The sequence below is a fragment of the Actinomadura physcomitrii genome, from assembly GCF_008923205.2.
In the GTDB taxonomy this organism is placed as follows: Bacteria; Actinomycetota; Actinomycetes; order Streptosporangiales; family Streptosporangiaceae; genus Spirillospora; species Spirillospora physcomitrii.
Window position 1 is genome coordinate 1 of sequence record NZ_WBMS02000012.1, and the last position, 13,822, is coordinate 13,822.

Here is a 13,822-nt window from a genome sequence, read left to right on the forward strand (position 1 = left end):
CTCGCCGCAAGTCAACGCAACGTTCTGAGGAGGGTCGCGAAGGCGGCGCGGGGCAGGATCAGCTTCGGGCCGCCCGGATCCTTGGAGTCACGGACGCCGATCCCTCCGGCGAGGTCGGCGACCTCGACGCAAGCTCCGCCGTTGTTGCCGCTCAAAGAGCTCTTCCGCCACCTCGGGGCGTCCATCAGGACACCGCGACGGGAGACGCGTACTCGGCGATCAGGCGCGCGGAGTCGAACTCCTGCTGACGGACACCGGCCAGGAACGCGTCCCACTCCGCCACCGTGAACACCTGCGGCTCCCGATCGCGGTTCTTGCTGTCGCGGACGAGCACGACGAACTCCTCGTCCACCTTGTTGGCGACTTCGCAGTCACGCCCGCGCACGACGGCCACCTCGACGCAGTCGCCACCGTTGTTGCCGCTGAGAGAACTCTTGCGCCAGTTGAGGGCGTTCCGGTCCATTTGGGTCACCCCTATTTCGATCTCCGCCTACGTCAACTCTGTCGCCACCGCGCGCAACATCGCGATCGATTGCTCGGGGCCGAGCGCCTGAGCGCGCAAGTGGTCAAACATCAGCTTATACCGGTCGACCTCGGGCGTCTTCTGCGTGTAGAGGCCGCCGATTTGCTGCTCCATGTAGACCCTGTCCGGATCGTCGGTCGCTTCGAACTTCAGAAGTTTGAACGAACCATGCATCGCGCCGTGCTCGCCGACCGAGAAGGGCAGGATCTGGAGGCAGACGTTGCGGAGCTGTGCAAGCTTCACCAGGTGCTGCAACTGGTCTCGCATGGTCGTTGGGCCGCCCACCACACGTCGGATCACGGCCTCATTGAGGACGAGCCAAACCTCCGGCGGGTCCTCTCCGAAAAGGCGCGCCTGTCGAGTGGTACGGACAGTGATCGTGTTCTCGATCTCCTGTTCATTCTTCGGCGACGGGGCGGTCGACATGATCGCTCGCGTGTATGCCTCAGTTTGCATAATGCCGGAGACGAGTTCGGTGTCGTAGCCGAAGACGTGTGACGCGGACGCCTCGAGGACGACGTAGACCTGGAACCACTCGGGGATGGCGCCGGAGTACTGGTGCCACCAGTCGGGCTCGCGGGCCAGGCGTGCGAGTTCGACGAGGGCGTCGGCCTCCTCACCGTCCACGCCGTACATCTTGAGCAGGCGCTTCACGTCGCGCTGCAGGACGCGGCTCTTGTCGTTCTCGATCCGGTAGAGCTTGCTCTCCGCCCAGCCCATCTCTTCGGCCACGGCCTCCTGGTTGAAGCCGGCACGCTCCCGCTGGGCGCGCAGCTCACGGGCCAGGCGGGCGCTCGCGACGGTGGGGATATGCCTACCTTTTGCCACGATTCGACTCCAAACGGTCATCGGATTTTGATGGGTTTCAAGCAACACCTTGCGCGAAGCCCCTTCGGAATAGATGCTATCCGTCATCGAGTATGCGCGCAGGGTAATCACAAGATCGCTGACGAGGGAGAACGCGGCTATGACGGGGCGCGAGGTGCAGTTGCTTCACCTGGTGTTGCTCGCCGTCGAGCTGGACGCTCTCGGGCGGTCCTGCACGATCGCGCTGCGCGCCTACGACGTGCCGGTCCTGTACGTGCCGAGGGCCGTCGAGAAGCTCAAGATCAAAGCAGAACTGCGAGGCGAGCAATGGTTCTACGCATGGGGGCGGAGCCCCTCGAACCGGGTTCCGGCGGACGGGCGGGCAGCACGCGGGATCGCGGCGATGGCCCGTTGAGCGGGCGGTTCCTCGGCTCGATCGTCTTCCCCGGGGACGTCGCGGAGGTGCCGGACGCCCGGCATCACGTCCGGCGCCTGCTCGCGCGGAACGGAAATCCGGACAGCGCCGACGACGCCGAGCTGCTGACGTGCGAGTGCGTCAGCAACGCGATCCGGTTCACGCGCAGCGGCGCGAACGGCGGGCGGATCGCGGTGAAGCTGATGGGGCTGGACGACGCGCTGCGCGTCGAGGTCCTCGACCAGGGCGGCTCGGCATCCGTTCCCGTCCCGCGCGCGGCGGCCGACTCGGCCGACGCGGAGAACGGGCGCGGCCTGTACCTGATCAACGCCCTCGCGCGGGAGTGGGGGACCCTGCCTTACGGCCTCGGCACCCTCACCTGGTTCACCGTGCCCAGGGGCCGCTGAGGCACCGTCCGGCGGAGCAGGCAGAACTCGTTGCCCTCGGGGTCGGCGAGGACGTGCCAGGACTCCTCGCCCATCTGCCCCACGTCGGCGTGGCCGTCTCGTCCGCCATCGTCGACCCCCCGGGCGTCGTCCAGCTCGGCACCCCGGCCGAACTCCTCGGCCGGGTCGGCGCCGCCGAGCAGATCGTCGGGCAGGCCGGCCCCGACCTCGGCAACCTGCGCGCCGGGCTCGTCGCGGACGCCACGTCCGGCACCGTGGCCGCCGTCAGCGGCGGCCTGCTCTGTCTCGGCGCCGTCGCCGCCGTGGCGGCCGCCACCCCGTCCCTGCGCAGGCGTTCCGCGTCCCCGGCGCAGTGACGCTCGGCGCCGTGCCTTCCGGCGCGGTGCCTGTCAGCGTGATGCCGCCGGGTCCACCCTGCGGCGGAGCAGGCAGAACTCGTTGCCCTCGGGGTCGGCGAGGACGTGCCAGGACTCCTCGCCCGTCTGCCCCACGTCGGCGGTCCGCGCGCCGAGGTCGAGCAGGCGCTGGAGCTCCTCGTCCTGGTCGCGGTCGGTCGCGTTCACGTCGAAGTGCAGGGGCAGCTTGCCGTGCCGCGGGTCGTCGCTGCGGCTCAGGACCAGCCTGAGCCCGTCCTCGCCAAGCTCGGTTCCGCCGGGCCCGATCTCGATGTCGCCGATGTCATCGCGCTCCAGGACGGTGTAGCCGAGCACCGCGCACCAGAACTCGGCGAGCGTCTCGGGGTCCCGGCAGTCGATGACCAGCTCGGTTATGCGGCATGCCATCGCGTTACGGTATCCCGTTGGCGATCATCGCGGGGGCCGCCGGCCACGGCGGCCCCTCGCGGCGGTCTACTTCTTGCGGCCCCGCCGGGACTTCGGGGCGTCCTTCTTCGGGTCGGGCTTGCGCGGCGCGGCGGGCTTCTTGCCGCCGCCCTGGTTCTTCACGGCCTCGATGGCGGCCTTCGCGGCGGCCGGGTCGAGGTACTCGCCGCCGCGCTTCAGCGGCGCGAAGTCGTCGTCCAGCTCGTAGACGAGGGGGATGCCGGTCGGGATGTTCAGGCCGACGATCTGCTCGTCGGAGATGTCGTCGAGGTGCTTGACCAGGGCGCGCAGCGAGTTGCCGTGCGCGGCGACCAGGACGGTCTTGCCCTCGGCGAGGTCCGGCACGATCGAGTCGTACCAGTACGGCAGCAGCCGGTCGACGACGTCGGCGAGGCACTCCGACCGCGGGATCAGCTCGGACGGCAGCTCGGCGTAGCGCAGGTCGTTCACCTGGGACAGCGGGTCGTCGTCCTTGATGGGCGGCGGCGGGGTGTCGTAGGACCGGCGCCAGGTCATGAACTGCTCTTCGCCGAACTCCTCGCGCGTCTGCGCCTTGTTCTTGCCCTGGAGGGCGCCGTAGTGCCGCTCGTTCAGCCGCCAGGAGCGCTTGACGGGGATCCACAGCAGGTCCGCGACGTCCAGCGCGATGTTGGCGGTGCGGATGGCCCGCTTGAGCAGCGATGTGTGCACCACGTCGGGGGTGATGTCGGCGTCGAGCAGCAGGTCGCCGCCGCGGGTCGCCTCGCTCTCGCCCTTGGTGGACAGGTCGACGTCCACCCAGCCGGTGAACAGGTCTTCCGCGTTCCAGACGCTTTCGCCATGCCGGAGCAATACCAGGGTCGCCATGGTGCAGAGCCTATCGGGACGTGCGGATCTACTCGCGGTTGGCCGGGTCCGCGAAGGACGCGAACGCCTGCAGGTTGGCGAGGCTCCCGCCGCGCTTGACCCGCCAGTCCCACTCGCGCTGGATGGACGATTTGAACCCGCGTTCGAGGGCCTTGTCGAAGTTCTCGTCGGAGTAGGTGAGGACGCAGCCGAGCAGCCGGTCGATCTCCTCGGCGCTGACGGACTCCAGCGGCACCTTGCCGACGAGGTGGACGTCGCCGACGTCGTCGAGAGCGAACGCGACCCCGTACATGCGGCCGTTCTTCTCCAGGAGAAACCGGTAGAAGTCGGCGTGGTTCTCGTCGGGGCGGCGGCAGAAGAACGCCTCGACGTGCAGGCTGTGGTCGCCCACGATCAGCCAGGTCATGGTGGCGAGCTTGTGCTGGCCGGGCAGCCTGACGAAGAACGCGTTCTCGCGCGGCTCGTCGAACTCGAGCTCGGCGGCCTTCAGCGCGTCCCGGATCGTCTCGACGGTGCTCGCGTGCGGTCCGCTCATGCCGTCACCTCCGCGGTGAGCTCGGGCGAGAGCGCGGGCGGTGCGAGCCGGACGGCGGGTAGCGACATGGCACCGGTATACACGTCCAGGAGGCGGTCGACGGTGGCGTCCCACCCGAAGTCCTGGGCGTGGCGGACGGCGCCGCGCGCGAGGCGGTTGTGGAGGCCGGGCTCGGCGTGCAGGCGGCGCAGGACGGCGGCGTAGTCGGCGGGGTCGTGCCCGGAGACCAGGACGCCGGACTCGCCGTCGGCGACCGCGGTGCGGAGACCGCCGACGCCGGCGGCGACGACGGGCGTCCCGCAGGCCTGCGACTCGACGGCGACGAGCCCGAACGATTCGCTGTGCGAGGGGACGACGGTGACGTCGGCGGCGCGGTACCAGTCGGCGAGACCGTCCTGCGGCGCGGGCGGCTCGAACCGGACGACGTCGGCGATGCCGAGTTCGGCGGCGAGGGTCTGCAGCCCTTCCGGGCGGCACCGGCCGGAGCCGCTGGGTCCGCCGACGACGGCGACGACGAGCCTGGCGCGCAGCGCCGGGTCGTCGGCGAGCATGCGGGCGGCGGCGCGCAGCAGCACGTCGGGGGCCTTGAGCGGCTGGATGCGGCCGACGAACAGCAGGACGTAGGCCTCGCGGGGCAGGCCGAGGCGGCGGCGGGCGGGGCCGGTGCGGTGCGGGAGGAGCCCGGTGCTGCGGGCGAGGACGGGGGACTCGGGGCGGAACAGCGACAGGTCGACGCCGGGGCTGACGACGGCGACGCGGCGGGGGTCGGCGCCGTACAGGCCGATCAGCTCGTCGGCCTCCTCGCGGGTGTTGGCGACGAGCTGGTCGGAGGAGGCGACGACCTGCTCCTCGCCGCGGACGCGCTCGTCCGGTTCGGGCTTGTCGCCGTCGGCGAGCGCGGCGTTCTTGACCTTGGCCATGGTGTGCATCGAGTGGACGAGCGGGACGCCCCAGCGCTGCTTGGCGGCCCATCCGGCCTGCCCGGAAAGCCAGTAGTGGGTGTGCAGGAGGTCGTAGTGGCCGGGGTCGTAGGACGCCTCGGCGCGCAGCACGCCGGAGGTGAAGCCGCACAGCTGGCGGGGCAGCTCGCCCTTGTCGAGCTCCTCGAACGGGCCGGCGACGACGTGCCGGACGAGGACGCCGGGGGCGAGTTCGGCGACGGGGGGCAGGGCGCGGCAGGTCGCGCGGGTGAAGATGTCCACCTCGACGCCGCGGGCGGCCAGCCGTTTGGCCACCTCGACGATGTAGACGTTCATGCCGCCCGCGTCGCCGGTACCGGGTTGGTCGAGGGGGGAAGTATGAACACTGACCGTCGCAACTCGGTTGATACGACGCGACACCGGACACCACCTCCGGTAGTGCAACCTATCGAGCGCGTTGCCTGTTCCCCCACTAAGGGGGACAACCGTGACTTCTCGCCACAGTGATGGACCTCACCGGCCGCGCCGCGCTCGCCAACTGGGAAGCTGTGGGCATGCGTAAGACCGCGGTAGTGACCGGAGCAAGCAGCGGAATCGGGGCCGCCACGGCCAGGCGGCTGGCGGCGGAGGGCTTCAACGTCGTGCTGGCGGCACGGCGCCGCGAGCGCCTCGACGGGCTCGCCAAGGAGATCTCCGAAGAGGTCCCGGGCGCGGCCAAGATCGTGCCGTTCACCCTGGACGTGACCTCACAGGAGTCGGTGGACGCCCTGGTCGCGGCGGTCGGGGCCTGCCACGTGCTCGTCAACAACGCGGGCGGCGCGCTCGGCCTCGACACCGTCGAGACCGCCGATCTGGACGACTACCGGGCCATGTACGAGACGAACGTGCTCGGGCTCGTCCGGGTGACGAAGGCGCTGCTGCCGAAGCTGATCGAGAGCGGCGCGGGGCACGTGGTGAACATCACCTCGCTGGCGGCGCACGTCCCGTACGAGGGCGGCGGCGGGTACAACGCGGCCAAGCACGCCGCGTACGCGGTGAACGAGGTCATGCGGCTGGAGCTGGTGGCGAAGCCGGTCCGGGTCACCGAGGTCGCGCCGGGGCTGGTGAAGACGGAGGAGTTCTCGCTGGTCCGGTTCCGCGGCGACGAGGAGCGGGCGGCGAAGCCGTACGAGGGCGTCCCGGAGCCGCTGGTGGCGGAGGACGTCGCGGACTGCGTCGCGTGGGCGGTGACGCGCCCGCCGCACGTCAACATCGACCGGATCGACGTCCAGCCCCGCGTCCAGGCGGCCCCGTACAAGCTCCACCGCGAGACCTGATCCCGCGTCGGCTCGACCGCGGCCCGCGGCTCATCGGGGGGCGACGGTGGTCCAGGGAAGGGTCACCTCGCCCAGGCGCCAGCGCCGGCGGGGGCCGTAGGGCGGGCGGGTCAGGACGGGATGCGTGCGGGCCAGCAGGCGGACGGCCTCGATCCAGCGGGCGCGCGGGCCGAACGCCGAGTGCGGCGCGGCCGTCGCCCAGCAGCGGTCGAACGTCGCGAGGAGGTCGTGCACGGGCTCGCCCGGCACGTTGCGGTGGATCAGCGTCTTCGGCAGCCGTTCGGCCAGGTCGGACGGGCGGCCGAGGGCCGGGAGGTGCGCCGCGAAGGTGATCGTCCGGGGGCCGTCCGGGCCGAGCGCGACCCAGACGGCGCGGCGTCCGATCTCGTCGCAGGTGCCCTCGACGAGGACGCCGCCGGGCGCGAGCCGCGAGCACAGCCGCTCCCAGGCCCGCCAGGCGGCGGGCTCGTCGTACTGGCGGAGCACGTTGAGCGCGCGGATCAGGACGGGCCGGCGCGGCACGGGCACCTCGAAGCCGCCGCGGCGGAACGACAGCCCGTCGTGCGGTCCGGTCCGGCCGAGGAAGGCGTGGCCCGCGGCGACGCGGTCGGGTTCGATCTCGATGCCGACGACCTCGAGCCGGGGCGAGACGGCGCGCAGCCGGGTGTAGAGCTCGAAGGCGGTGACGGGCGAGGCGCCGTAGCCGAGGTCGACGGCGAGGGGCGGGTCGCCCGCGCGCAGCGCGGCGGCCTGCGTGGCGGCGATCCAGCGGTCGATCCGGCGCAGGCGGTTGGGGTTGGTGGTGCCGCGGGTCACCTCCCCGACGGGCTTTTGCGATCCGACCACCTGCAGATTGTCGGTCTTTGGTGAGACATGCCGGTAATCGAACCCGATTCGGTCATGACGGTAAGTGTTCCTTTACGCTGGCGTCCGGCACGCACCCCCGACCCGCGCCCGTCCCCTGGAGGAGAGCCGCATGCCCCAGCTCGACCTGGCGACCCTGCACGAGGCCGTCGCCGCCGCCGTTCCCGACCGCGAGGCGATGGTGTGGCGCGACCGGCGGCTGAGCTGGGCCGAGGCCGGCGAGCGGACCCGCCGGCTCGCGCACGTCCTGCACGAGCACGGGCTCGGCGTCCGGGACCGGCGGACCGCCGAGCCCTGGGAGTCGCCGCACGACCACCTCGCGCTCTACCTGCACAACGGCCCCGAGTACGTCGAGGGCCTGGTCGGCGCGCACAAGGCCCGCGTCGCCCCGTTCAACGTCAACTACCGGTACGTCGACGACGAGCTGGCGCGGCTGTTCGCCGACGCCCGCCCGGCCGCGATCATGTACCACGCGCGGTTCGCCGAGGCGATCGAGCGGGTCGTCAAGCGCCTGGACGCCCCGCCGCTGCTCCTCCAGGTGGCCGACGAGTCCGGCGGCGGCCTCGTGCCCGGCGCGCTCGACTACGAGGCGGCGCTCGCGGCGGCGTCCGCCGATCCCCTGCCCGGCGTCCGCCCTGAGGCCGGCGACCTGCACATCCTCTACACCGGCGGGACGACCGGGCTGCCCAAGGGCGTGCTGTGGCGGATCGGCGACCTGATGCTCGGGCCGCTCGGCCTGCGCCGCCGCGACGGCTCCCCGCTCGACGACCTGGACGAGGCCGTCGCGCGGGCGCGGCGCAGTGACCAGCGGGTCGTCGTCGGGCCGCCGCTGATGCACGGCGCCGGCACCTGGTCGGCGCTGGGCGCGTGGTGCGCCGGCGGCTGCGTGATCTTCCCGGACCGGGTGGACGGCCTGGACGCGGCCGACCTGCTGGCGACCGCCGAGCGCGAGCGGGCGACCAGGATGCCGCTGGTCGGCGACGCGTTCGCGCGGCCGATCGCGGACGCGCTGGAGCGCCGCCCGCACGACCTCGGGTCGCTGCGCTCGCTGGTCAACTCGGCGGCGGCGATCAGCCCGGAGGTGAAGCGGCGGCTGCTCGACCTGATCCCGGGCGCGCGGATCGTCGACGTGCTCGGCTCGTCGGAGAGCGGCTTCGCGGTGACCCGCGCGGGCGCGGAGGCCCGCACGTTCGCGATGGCGCCGGGCGGCGCGGTGCTGAGCGCCGACCGCACCCGCAGGCTCGCGCCGGGCGAGGACGAGATGGGCTGGCTGGCCAAGGGCGGCGGCGCGATCCCGCTCGGCTACCTCGGCGACCCGGACAAGACCGCCGCGACGTTCCTGACCGTCGACGGCGAGCGCCTCGTCGTCCCCGGCGACCGGGCCCGCCACCTCGCCGACGGCACCGTCGAGGTGCACGGGCGCGAGGCGACGACGATCAACACCGGCGGCGAGAAGGTGTTCGCCGAGGAGGTCGAGGACGTGCTGCGCGAGCTGCCCGGCGTCGCGGACGCGCTGGTCGTGGGCCGGCCGAGCGAACGCTGGGGCAGCGAGATCGTCGCGGTGGTGCGCCCGGCGAAGGCCCCGGAGGACGGCGCGCTGCGCGCGGGCTGCGCCGCCCGCCTGGCCCGCTACAAGATCCCCAAGGCGTTCGTGCGGACCGACGCGTCGCTGCGGCTGCCCAACGGCAAAGCCGACTACGCCGCCGCCCGCGCGCTGCTGGACTGAATCCGGTTCGGTCGACGGCCGTCCGGGGCTGTACGGGACGGTGCCGGGCACGCGATCCTGGTCGGATGCCTGACCTGCACAGCCTGCTCGCCGACCTCGCCGCCGAAGGCGACTCCCTCGACGCCCTGGTGGCGCCGCTGCCCGCCGCCCGCTGGGCGGACCCGACGCCCGCCGAAGGCTGGACGATCGCGCACCAGATCGCCCACCTGGCCTGGACGGACGGGCAGGCGGTCGACGCGGCGACCGACGCCGACGCGTTCGCCCACCACCTCGAACAGGCCCTCGCGGACCCCGCCGGCTATGTCGAGCGGGGCGCGCGCGAGGGCGCCGCCGAGGAGCCCGCCCGCCTGCTCGCCCGCTGGCGGGACGCGCGGCGCGGCATGGTCGAGGCGCTCGCCGACGTCCCGCCGGGCACGCGGCTGCCGTGGTTCGGGCCGCCGATGAGCGTGGCGTCGATGGCGACGGCGCGGCTGATGGAGACGTGGGCGCACGGCGAGGACGTCGCGGACGCGCTCGGCGTCCGGCGCGAGCCCACGGCGCGGCTCCGGCACGTCGCGCACATCGGCGTCCGGACCCGCGACTTCGCGTTCCGCAACCGCGGCCTGGAACCGCCGGCGGAGGAGTTCCGCGTCGAGCTGACCGGCCCGGGCGGCGAGAAGTGGACGTGGGGGCCGGACGGCGCCGCGCAGTCGGTCACCGGGCCCGCGCTCGACTTCTGCCACCTGGTCACGCAGCGGCGCAACCGGGCGGACCTCGCCGTCGTCGCGACGGGCGCGGACGCCGGCCGGTGGCTGGACGTGGCGCAGGCGTTCGCCGGGCCGCCCGGCCCCGGGCGGGCGCCCGCGGCCGGGTGAGCACTCGCCTCTACCGGAGCGCCCCGGCGTTCCCGCGAGCCGATTTCGCGGTTCTGGAGACGGCCGGTCAGGGTTCGCCGACGGCGCGCTCGAACGCCGCGTACGCGTCCTCGGTGAACAGCACGAACCGCACGTCCGGCACCTTGGTCTGCGCCGCCCGCACCGTACCGACCGCGATCCGGGCGGCGTCGTCCATCGGCCAGCCGTAGATGCCCGCCGACACGGCCGGGAACGCAACCGACGCGGCGCCCAGCTCGTCGGCGACCCGCAGCGACTCGCGGTAGCAGGAGGCGAGCAGGCCGGAGCGGTCCTCGGACGTCGCGTAGACCGGCCCCACGGTGTGGATCACCCAGCGGGCGGGCAGCCGCCCCGCCGTCGTCGCGACCGCCTGCCCCGTCGGGAGCCCGCCGCCGTACTGCGCGGCGCGCAGCCTGCGGCACTCGTCCAGGATCTCCGGGCCGCCCTTGCGGTGGATCGCTCCGTCGACCCCGCCGCCGCCGAGCAACGACGAGTTCGCCGCGTTCACCACGGCGTCGACGTCCTGTTCGGTGATGTCACCGCGGACGAGAGTGATGTTCATGCACGCAATTGTCCCCCGTGCCGGGCACGAAACGCACACGGACGGTCTCCGGCGGTACCCTCATCTCGGACGGGCTTCCACGGGGCGGTGCGGCTCGTCCGCCCGTCGTCCGGCGGCCACGGGGGGCGGCCCGCGCCGGGGCCGCGCGTGACCTGGATCAGGACTCTGCCTATCCTGCCGTCAGACGACCACAAAGGCGTGACAGTCGTGGAGGTTACCCCCTTGAAGATCTTCCTCGCCGGAGCGACCGGAGTCATCGGCCGCCGGCTGATCCCGCTGCTCGTCCAGGCGGGCCACGAGGTCGCAGGGACGACACGCCGCGAGGAGCGCACCGGCTCCGTCACCGAGCTCGGCGCCGCGCCGGTCGTCGTGGACGTCCTGGACGCCGCCGCGATCCGCGACGCCGTCGCGGACGCGCGGCCGGACGTGATCGTGCACCAGCTCACCGATCTCAGCGGTGAGGACTTCGAGGCCAACTCCATGCTGCGCATCGAGGGCACCCGCAACCTCGTCGACGCGGCGAAGGCGGCCGGCGTCGAGACGATGATCGCGCAGAGCATCGCCTGGCTGTACGTGCCGGGCGAGACGCCCGCGGCCGAGACCGACGCGCTGGACGCCTCGCTGCCGCCCTACGCGGGCATCGCGGCGCTGGAGAACGCGGTCGCCGAACTGGACCGCGGCGTCGTGCTGCGGTACGGGGCGCTGTACGGGCCCGGCACCTGGTACGCGCCGGACGGCGCGATCGCGCAGCGGGTGAAGGCGGGCAGCCTGCGGCTGGCGCCGGCGTGGACGTCGTTCGTGCACGCCGACGACGCGGCCGCGGCGGCGCTGGCGGCGCTGGACTGGCCGGCCGGCCCGGTCAACATCGTCGACGACGAGCCGGCGACGACGGCGGAGTGGCTGCCGGTCTACAGCGCGGCGCTCGGCGCGCCGACGCCGGGCAGCGCCGGCAAGCACGCGGCCACGACGGGCCGTCCGGTGTCGAACGCCAAGGCGCTCAGCCTGGGCTGGAAGCCGCAGACGCCGTCGTGGCGCACCGGTTTCGCCGACATGAAGTGACCTGCGGGGCACGGCCCCGGCGGAGGTTGAACGCCGCCGGGGCCGTCGCCGTGTGCGCGGTCAGCCGAACTGGAACGAGCGCTTCGCCATCCCGAACCAGTAGCCGTCGATGACGGACCGGCGCCCGGACGGGGCGTCGGCGTCGGCGCCGAGCGCCACGAACAGCGGCGCGAAGTGCTCGGTGCGCGGGTGGGCGAGGCGCGCGGCGGGCGCCTTGGCGCGGAAGTCGAGCAGCGCGTCGACGTCGCCGTCCGCGACGGCGCGGTCCGTCCACGCGTCGAACTCGGCGGACCACGCGGGCGGCGGGGCGTCCGGGGCGGGGCTCATCGCGCGCAGGTTGTGGGTGGTGAACCCGCTGCCGACGATCAGGACGCCCTGGTCGCGGAGCGGCGCGAGGGTCCGGCCGATGTCGAAGAGCCGTCCGGGGTCGAGGGTCGGCATGGACATCTGGAGCACCGGGACGTCCGCGTCCGGGTACATCTCGACGAGCGGGACGTAGGCGCCGTGGTCGAGGCCGCGTTCCTCGTCCTGGTGCACGCCGGGGATGAGTTTGCGCACGTCGTCGGCCAGTCGCGGGGCGCCGGGGGCGTCGTAGCGGACGGTGTAGTAGTGCTCGGGAAAGCCCCAGAAGTCGTACACGAGCGGGACGGGACGGGTCGCGCCGATCGACAGCGGCGCCTCCTCCCAGTGCGCGGAGACCATGAGGATCGCCTCCGGCTTCGGCAGCGCGGCCGACCAGCGGGCGAGTTCGGCGGTCCAGACGGCGTCGTCGGCGAGCGGCGGCGCGCCGTGGCTGAGGTAGAGCACCGGCATCCTGGTCATGGCATCCCCCACGCGGAAAAGTTCAGATCTGAACCATATCTCCCGAGTGGTTGAACGTTCAAGTCTTGAGGGTTCAACCACTTGCGTAAAATACGGACATGACCGACACCCGGTGGCTCGACGCCGACGAGCAGGAGACCTGGCGCGCGTTCCTGTGGACCTCCCGGCTGCTGAACGAGGCCCTCGACCGCCAACTCCAGCGCGACTCCCGGATGCCGCACGCCTACTACATGATCCTCGCGATGCTGTCGGAGTCCCCCGGCCGCGCGCTGACCATGACCGAGCTCGCCGCGATCGTCCACTCGTCGCCGAGCCGGCTGTCGCACGCCGTCAACCGGCTGGAGGAGGCCGGCTGGGTGCGCCGCTCCAAGGACGCCGAGGACCGCCGGACGACCATCGCCGAGCTGACCGACGAGGGGTTCGCCGAACTGGAGAAGGCCGCTCCCGGGCACGTCGCCGAGGTCCGCCGGACCCTGTTCGACCCGCTGACCCGCGAGCAGATGCTGGAGTTCCGGCGGACCCTGCACACCCTGCTCACCTCGCTCGACCCGCACGGCGAAGCGCCCTGCGCGAGCAGGCGCCCCTGACCGCTCGACCAGCGCGTCGGCGAGCGCTCCGCGCGCCGCGTTCCGGGCGCCGGCTCAGCCGTCATGCCGGCCGTACGGTTCCTGCCAGGCGGGAGGCGGGCCGGGCAGCTCGCCGGCGTCCGCGAGGTGCAGCGAGTCGAGCAGCAGCTCGAGGTAGCGGTGCCGCAGCCGCTTCGTCCGCTCGTCGTCGCCGATCCGGATGCCGTGCAGATGCTCCAGCATCACCGGGACGTCCCCGGCCTCGATGTCGCGGCGGAGCGCGCCGGCCTTTTTGACGCGCTCCAGCAGCCGCGTCGTGGCGAGGTGCATCTCGCGCGCCTTGGCGCTCATCGCGTCGGTGACGGGGAAGCCGCCCGCGAGCCGCATCGTCGGGGAACCGGCGCCGCTGTCCAGGCAGCGGCGCATGAACGCGGCGAACGCCTCCCACGGGTCGCCGTCCTCGGCGAGGGCCGCCTCGACCTCGGCGAGGTAGCGGTCCATGCCGTCGTCGGCGAGCTTCTGGAGCAGGTCCTCCTTGCTCTGGTAGCGGCGGTAGAGGGCGCTGATGCCGACTCCCGCGTGCTCGGCGACGGCGGCGATGGGGGCGTTCGGGTCCGCGGTGAACACCGCCCGGGCCGCCTCCCGGATCAGTTCGTCGTTGCGCGCCGCCTGGGCCTTGCGTCCGCTCATGGGCGCCGGCGTGATGGCCTCCATGCGCCCACACTAAGGGAACGAATGATTCCGTTCTGTGTTGTCGCCCG

General features: G+C 72.7%; 19 protein-coding genes. 8 read left to right on the top strand and 11 right to left on the bottom strand.

All coding sequences use genetic code 11. From position 1 onward, the window contains the following. Positions 1-11 precede the first annotated feature (11 nt). From F8568_RS16595 to F8568_RS16605, 3 genes are read right to left on the bottom strand one after another with little or no spacing between them, the layout of a single operon-like run. Positions 12-185 carry a DUF397 domain-containing protein gene (locus F8568_RS16595; RefSeq protein WP_151594461.1) on the bottom strand — a complete coding sequence of 58 codons (174 nt, stop codon included), beginning with the start codon at positions 183-185 and terminating at the stop codon, positions 12-14. Continuing rightward, positions 185-463 (bottom strand): DUF397 domain-containing protein, encoded by a 279-nt coding sequence (locus F8568_RS16600; protein ID WP_151594462.1) that lies wholly within the window; start codon positions 461-463, stop codon positions 185-187. The genes F8568_RS16595 and F8568_RS16600 overlap by 1 nt, the downstream gene beginning before the upstream one ends. Before the next feature lie 27 nt (positions 464-490). Beyond that, positions 491-1,438, bottom strand: coding sequence for a helix-turn-helix domain-containing protein (locus F8568_RS16605; RefSeq protein WP_151594463.1), 948 nt, complete (start codon positions 1,436-1,438; stop codon positions 491-493). 52 nt (positions 1,439-1,490) lie between these two features. Here F8568_RS16605 and F8568_RS16610 point away from each other — a divergent pair, with 52 nt between their 5' ends. Genes F8568_RS16610 through F8568_RS16620 form a run of 3 tightly spaced genes read left to right on the top strand, consistent with a single transcriptional unit; the run spans position 1,491 to position 2,508 of the window. After that, positions 1,491-1,745: a hypothetical protein gene (locus F8568_RS16610; protein WP_160573646.1), complete on the top strand. Its 255-nt coding sequence runs from the start codon at positions 1,491-1,493 to the stop codon at positions 1,743-1,745. Next, a complete protein-coding gene (locus F8568_RS16615; protein ID WP_160573647.1) occupies positions 1,742-2,152 on the top strand; it encodes an ATP-binding protein in 411 nt (136 codons plus the stop codon). The genes F8568_RS16610 and F8568_RS16615 overlap by 4 nt, the downstream gene beginning before the upstream one ends. Before the next feature lie 53 nt (positions 2,153-2,205). Next, positions 2,206-2,508 carry a hypothetical protein gene (locus F8568_RS16620; protein ID WP_202125044.1) on the top strand — a complete coding sequence of 101 codons (303 nt, stop codon included), beginning with the start codon at positions 2,206-2,208 and terminating at the stop codon, positions 2,506-2,508. A 33-nt stretch (positions 2,509-2,541) separates the two neighbouring features. On the opposite strand, the gene F8568_RS16625 is transcribed toward F8568_RS16620, so the two are convergent. The 4 genes from F8568_RS16625 to mshA all read right to left on the bottom strand — a co-directional run bounded on the left by F8568_RS16625 (position 2,542) and on the right by mshA (position 5,694). Beyond that, positions 2,542-2,934, bottom strand: a complete 393-nt coding sequence (locus tag F8568_RS16625; RefSeq protein ID WP_151594465.1) for a VOC family protein — start codon at positions 2,932-2,934, stop codon at positions 2,542-2,544. A gap of 66 nt (positions 2,935-3,000) precedes the next feature. Continuing rightward, positions 3,001-3,819 (bottom strand): phosphoglyceromutase, encoded by an 819-nt coding sequence (locus tag F8568_RS16630; RefSeq protein WP_151594466.1) that lies wholly within the window; start codon positions 3,817-3,819, stop codon positions 3,001-3,003. Positions 3,820-3,847: 28 nt separating this feature from the next. After that, positions 3,848-4,354, bottom strand: coding sequence for a type III secretion system chaperone family protein (locus F8568_RS16635; RefSeq protein WP_151594467.1), 507 nt, complete (start codon positions 4,352-4,354; stop codon positions 3,848-3,850). After that, positions 4,351-5,694 (bottom strand): D-inositol-3-phosphate glycosyltransferase, encoded by a 1,344-nt coding sequence (gene mshA / locus F8568_RS16640; RefSeq protein ID WP_151594468.1) that lies wholly within the window; start codon positions 5,692-5,694, stop codon positions 4,351-4,353. Before mshA ends, F8568_RS16635 begins: the two co-directional genes overlap by 4 nt. A 134-nt stretch (positions 5,695-5,828) precedes the next feature. On the opposite strand from mshA, the gene F8568_RS16645 reads away from it, so the two are divergent. After that, positions 5,829-6,590, top strand: a complete 762-nt coding sequence (locus F8568_RS16645; RefSeq protein ID WP_151594469.1) for an SDR family NAD(P)-dependent oxidoreductase — start codon at positions 5,829-5,831, stop codon at positions 6,588-6,590. Positions 6,591-6,620: 30 nt separating this feature from the next. Here the strand turns inward: F8568_RS16645 and F8568_RS16650 are convergent, their stop codons facing one another. Next, positions 6,621-7,436 (bottom strand): class I SAM-dependent methyltransferase, encoded by an 816-nt coding sequence (locus F8568_RS16650; protein ID WP_151594470.1) that lies wholly within the window; start codon positions 7,434-7,436, stop codon positions 6,621-6,623. Between the two features lie 130 nt (positions 7,437-7,566). On the opposite strand from F8568_RS16650, the gene F8568_RS16655 reads away from it, so the two are divergent. Continuing rightward, complete coding sequence (locus F8568_RS16655) at positions 7,567-9,180, top strand: AMP-binding protein (RefSeq protein WP_151594471.1); 1,614 nt, start codon at positions 7,567-7,569, stop codon at positions 9,178-9,180. 65 nt (positions 9,181-9,245) lie between these two features. Next, the gene (locus F8568_RS16660; RefSeq protein WP_151594472.1) at positions 9,246-10,034 is read left to right on the top strand and encodes a TIGR03084 family metal-binding protein; all 789 of its coding nucleotides are present in this window, start codon (positions 9,246-9,248) and stop codon (positions 10,032-10,034) included. 67 nt (positions 10,035-10,101) lie between these two features. Here F8568_RS16660 and F8568_RS16665 read toward each other — a convergent pair whose 3' ends face one another. Further along, positions 10,102-10,614, bottom strand: a complete 513-nt coding sequence (locus F8568_RS16665; RefSeq protein ID WP_151594473.1) for an O-acetyl-ADP-ribose deacetylase — start codon at positions 10,612-10,614, stop codon at positions 10,102-10,104. Positions 10,615-10,821: 207 nt separating this feature from the next. On the opposite strand from F8568_RS16665, the gene F8568_RS16670 reads away from it, so the two are divergent. Continuing rightward, a complete protein-coding gene (locus F8568_RS16670; RefSeq protein ID WP_328600914.1) occupies positions 10,822-11,673 on the top strand; it encodes an NAD-dependent epimerase/dehydratase family protein in 852 nt (283 codons plus the stop codon). Positions 11,674-11,733: 60 nt separating this feature from the next. Here the strand turns inward: F8568_RS16670 and F8568_RS16675 are convergent, their stop codons facing one another. Further along, positions 11,734-12,495, bottom strand: coding sequence for a dioxygenase family protein (locus tag F8568_RS16675; RefSeq protein ID WP_151594474.1), 762 nt, complete (start codon positions 12,493-12,495; stop codon positions 11,734-11,736). 98 nt (positions 12,496-12,593) lie between these two features. Between F8568_RS16675 and F8568_RS16680 the strand changes: the two genes are divergently transcribed. Next, positions 12,594-13,082, top strand: coding sequence for a MarR family winged helix-turn-helix transcriptional regulator (locus tag F8568_RS16680; protein ID WP_151594475.1), 489 nt, complete (start codon positions 12,594-12,596; stop codon positions 13,080-13,082). A gap of 54 nt (positions 13,083-13,136) precedes the next feature. On the opposite strand, the gene F8568_RS16685 is transcribed toward F8568_RS16680, so the two are convergent. Beyond that, the gene (locus tag F8568_RS16685) at positions 13,137-13,775 is read right to left on the bottom strand and encodes a TetR/AcrR family transcriptional regulator (RefSeq protein WP_236008838.1); all 639 of its coding nucleotides are present in this window, start codon (positions 13,773-13,775) and stop codon (positions 13,137-13,139) included. Between the last annotated feature and the right edge of the window lie 47 nt (positions 13,776-13,822).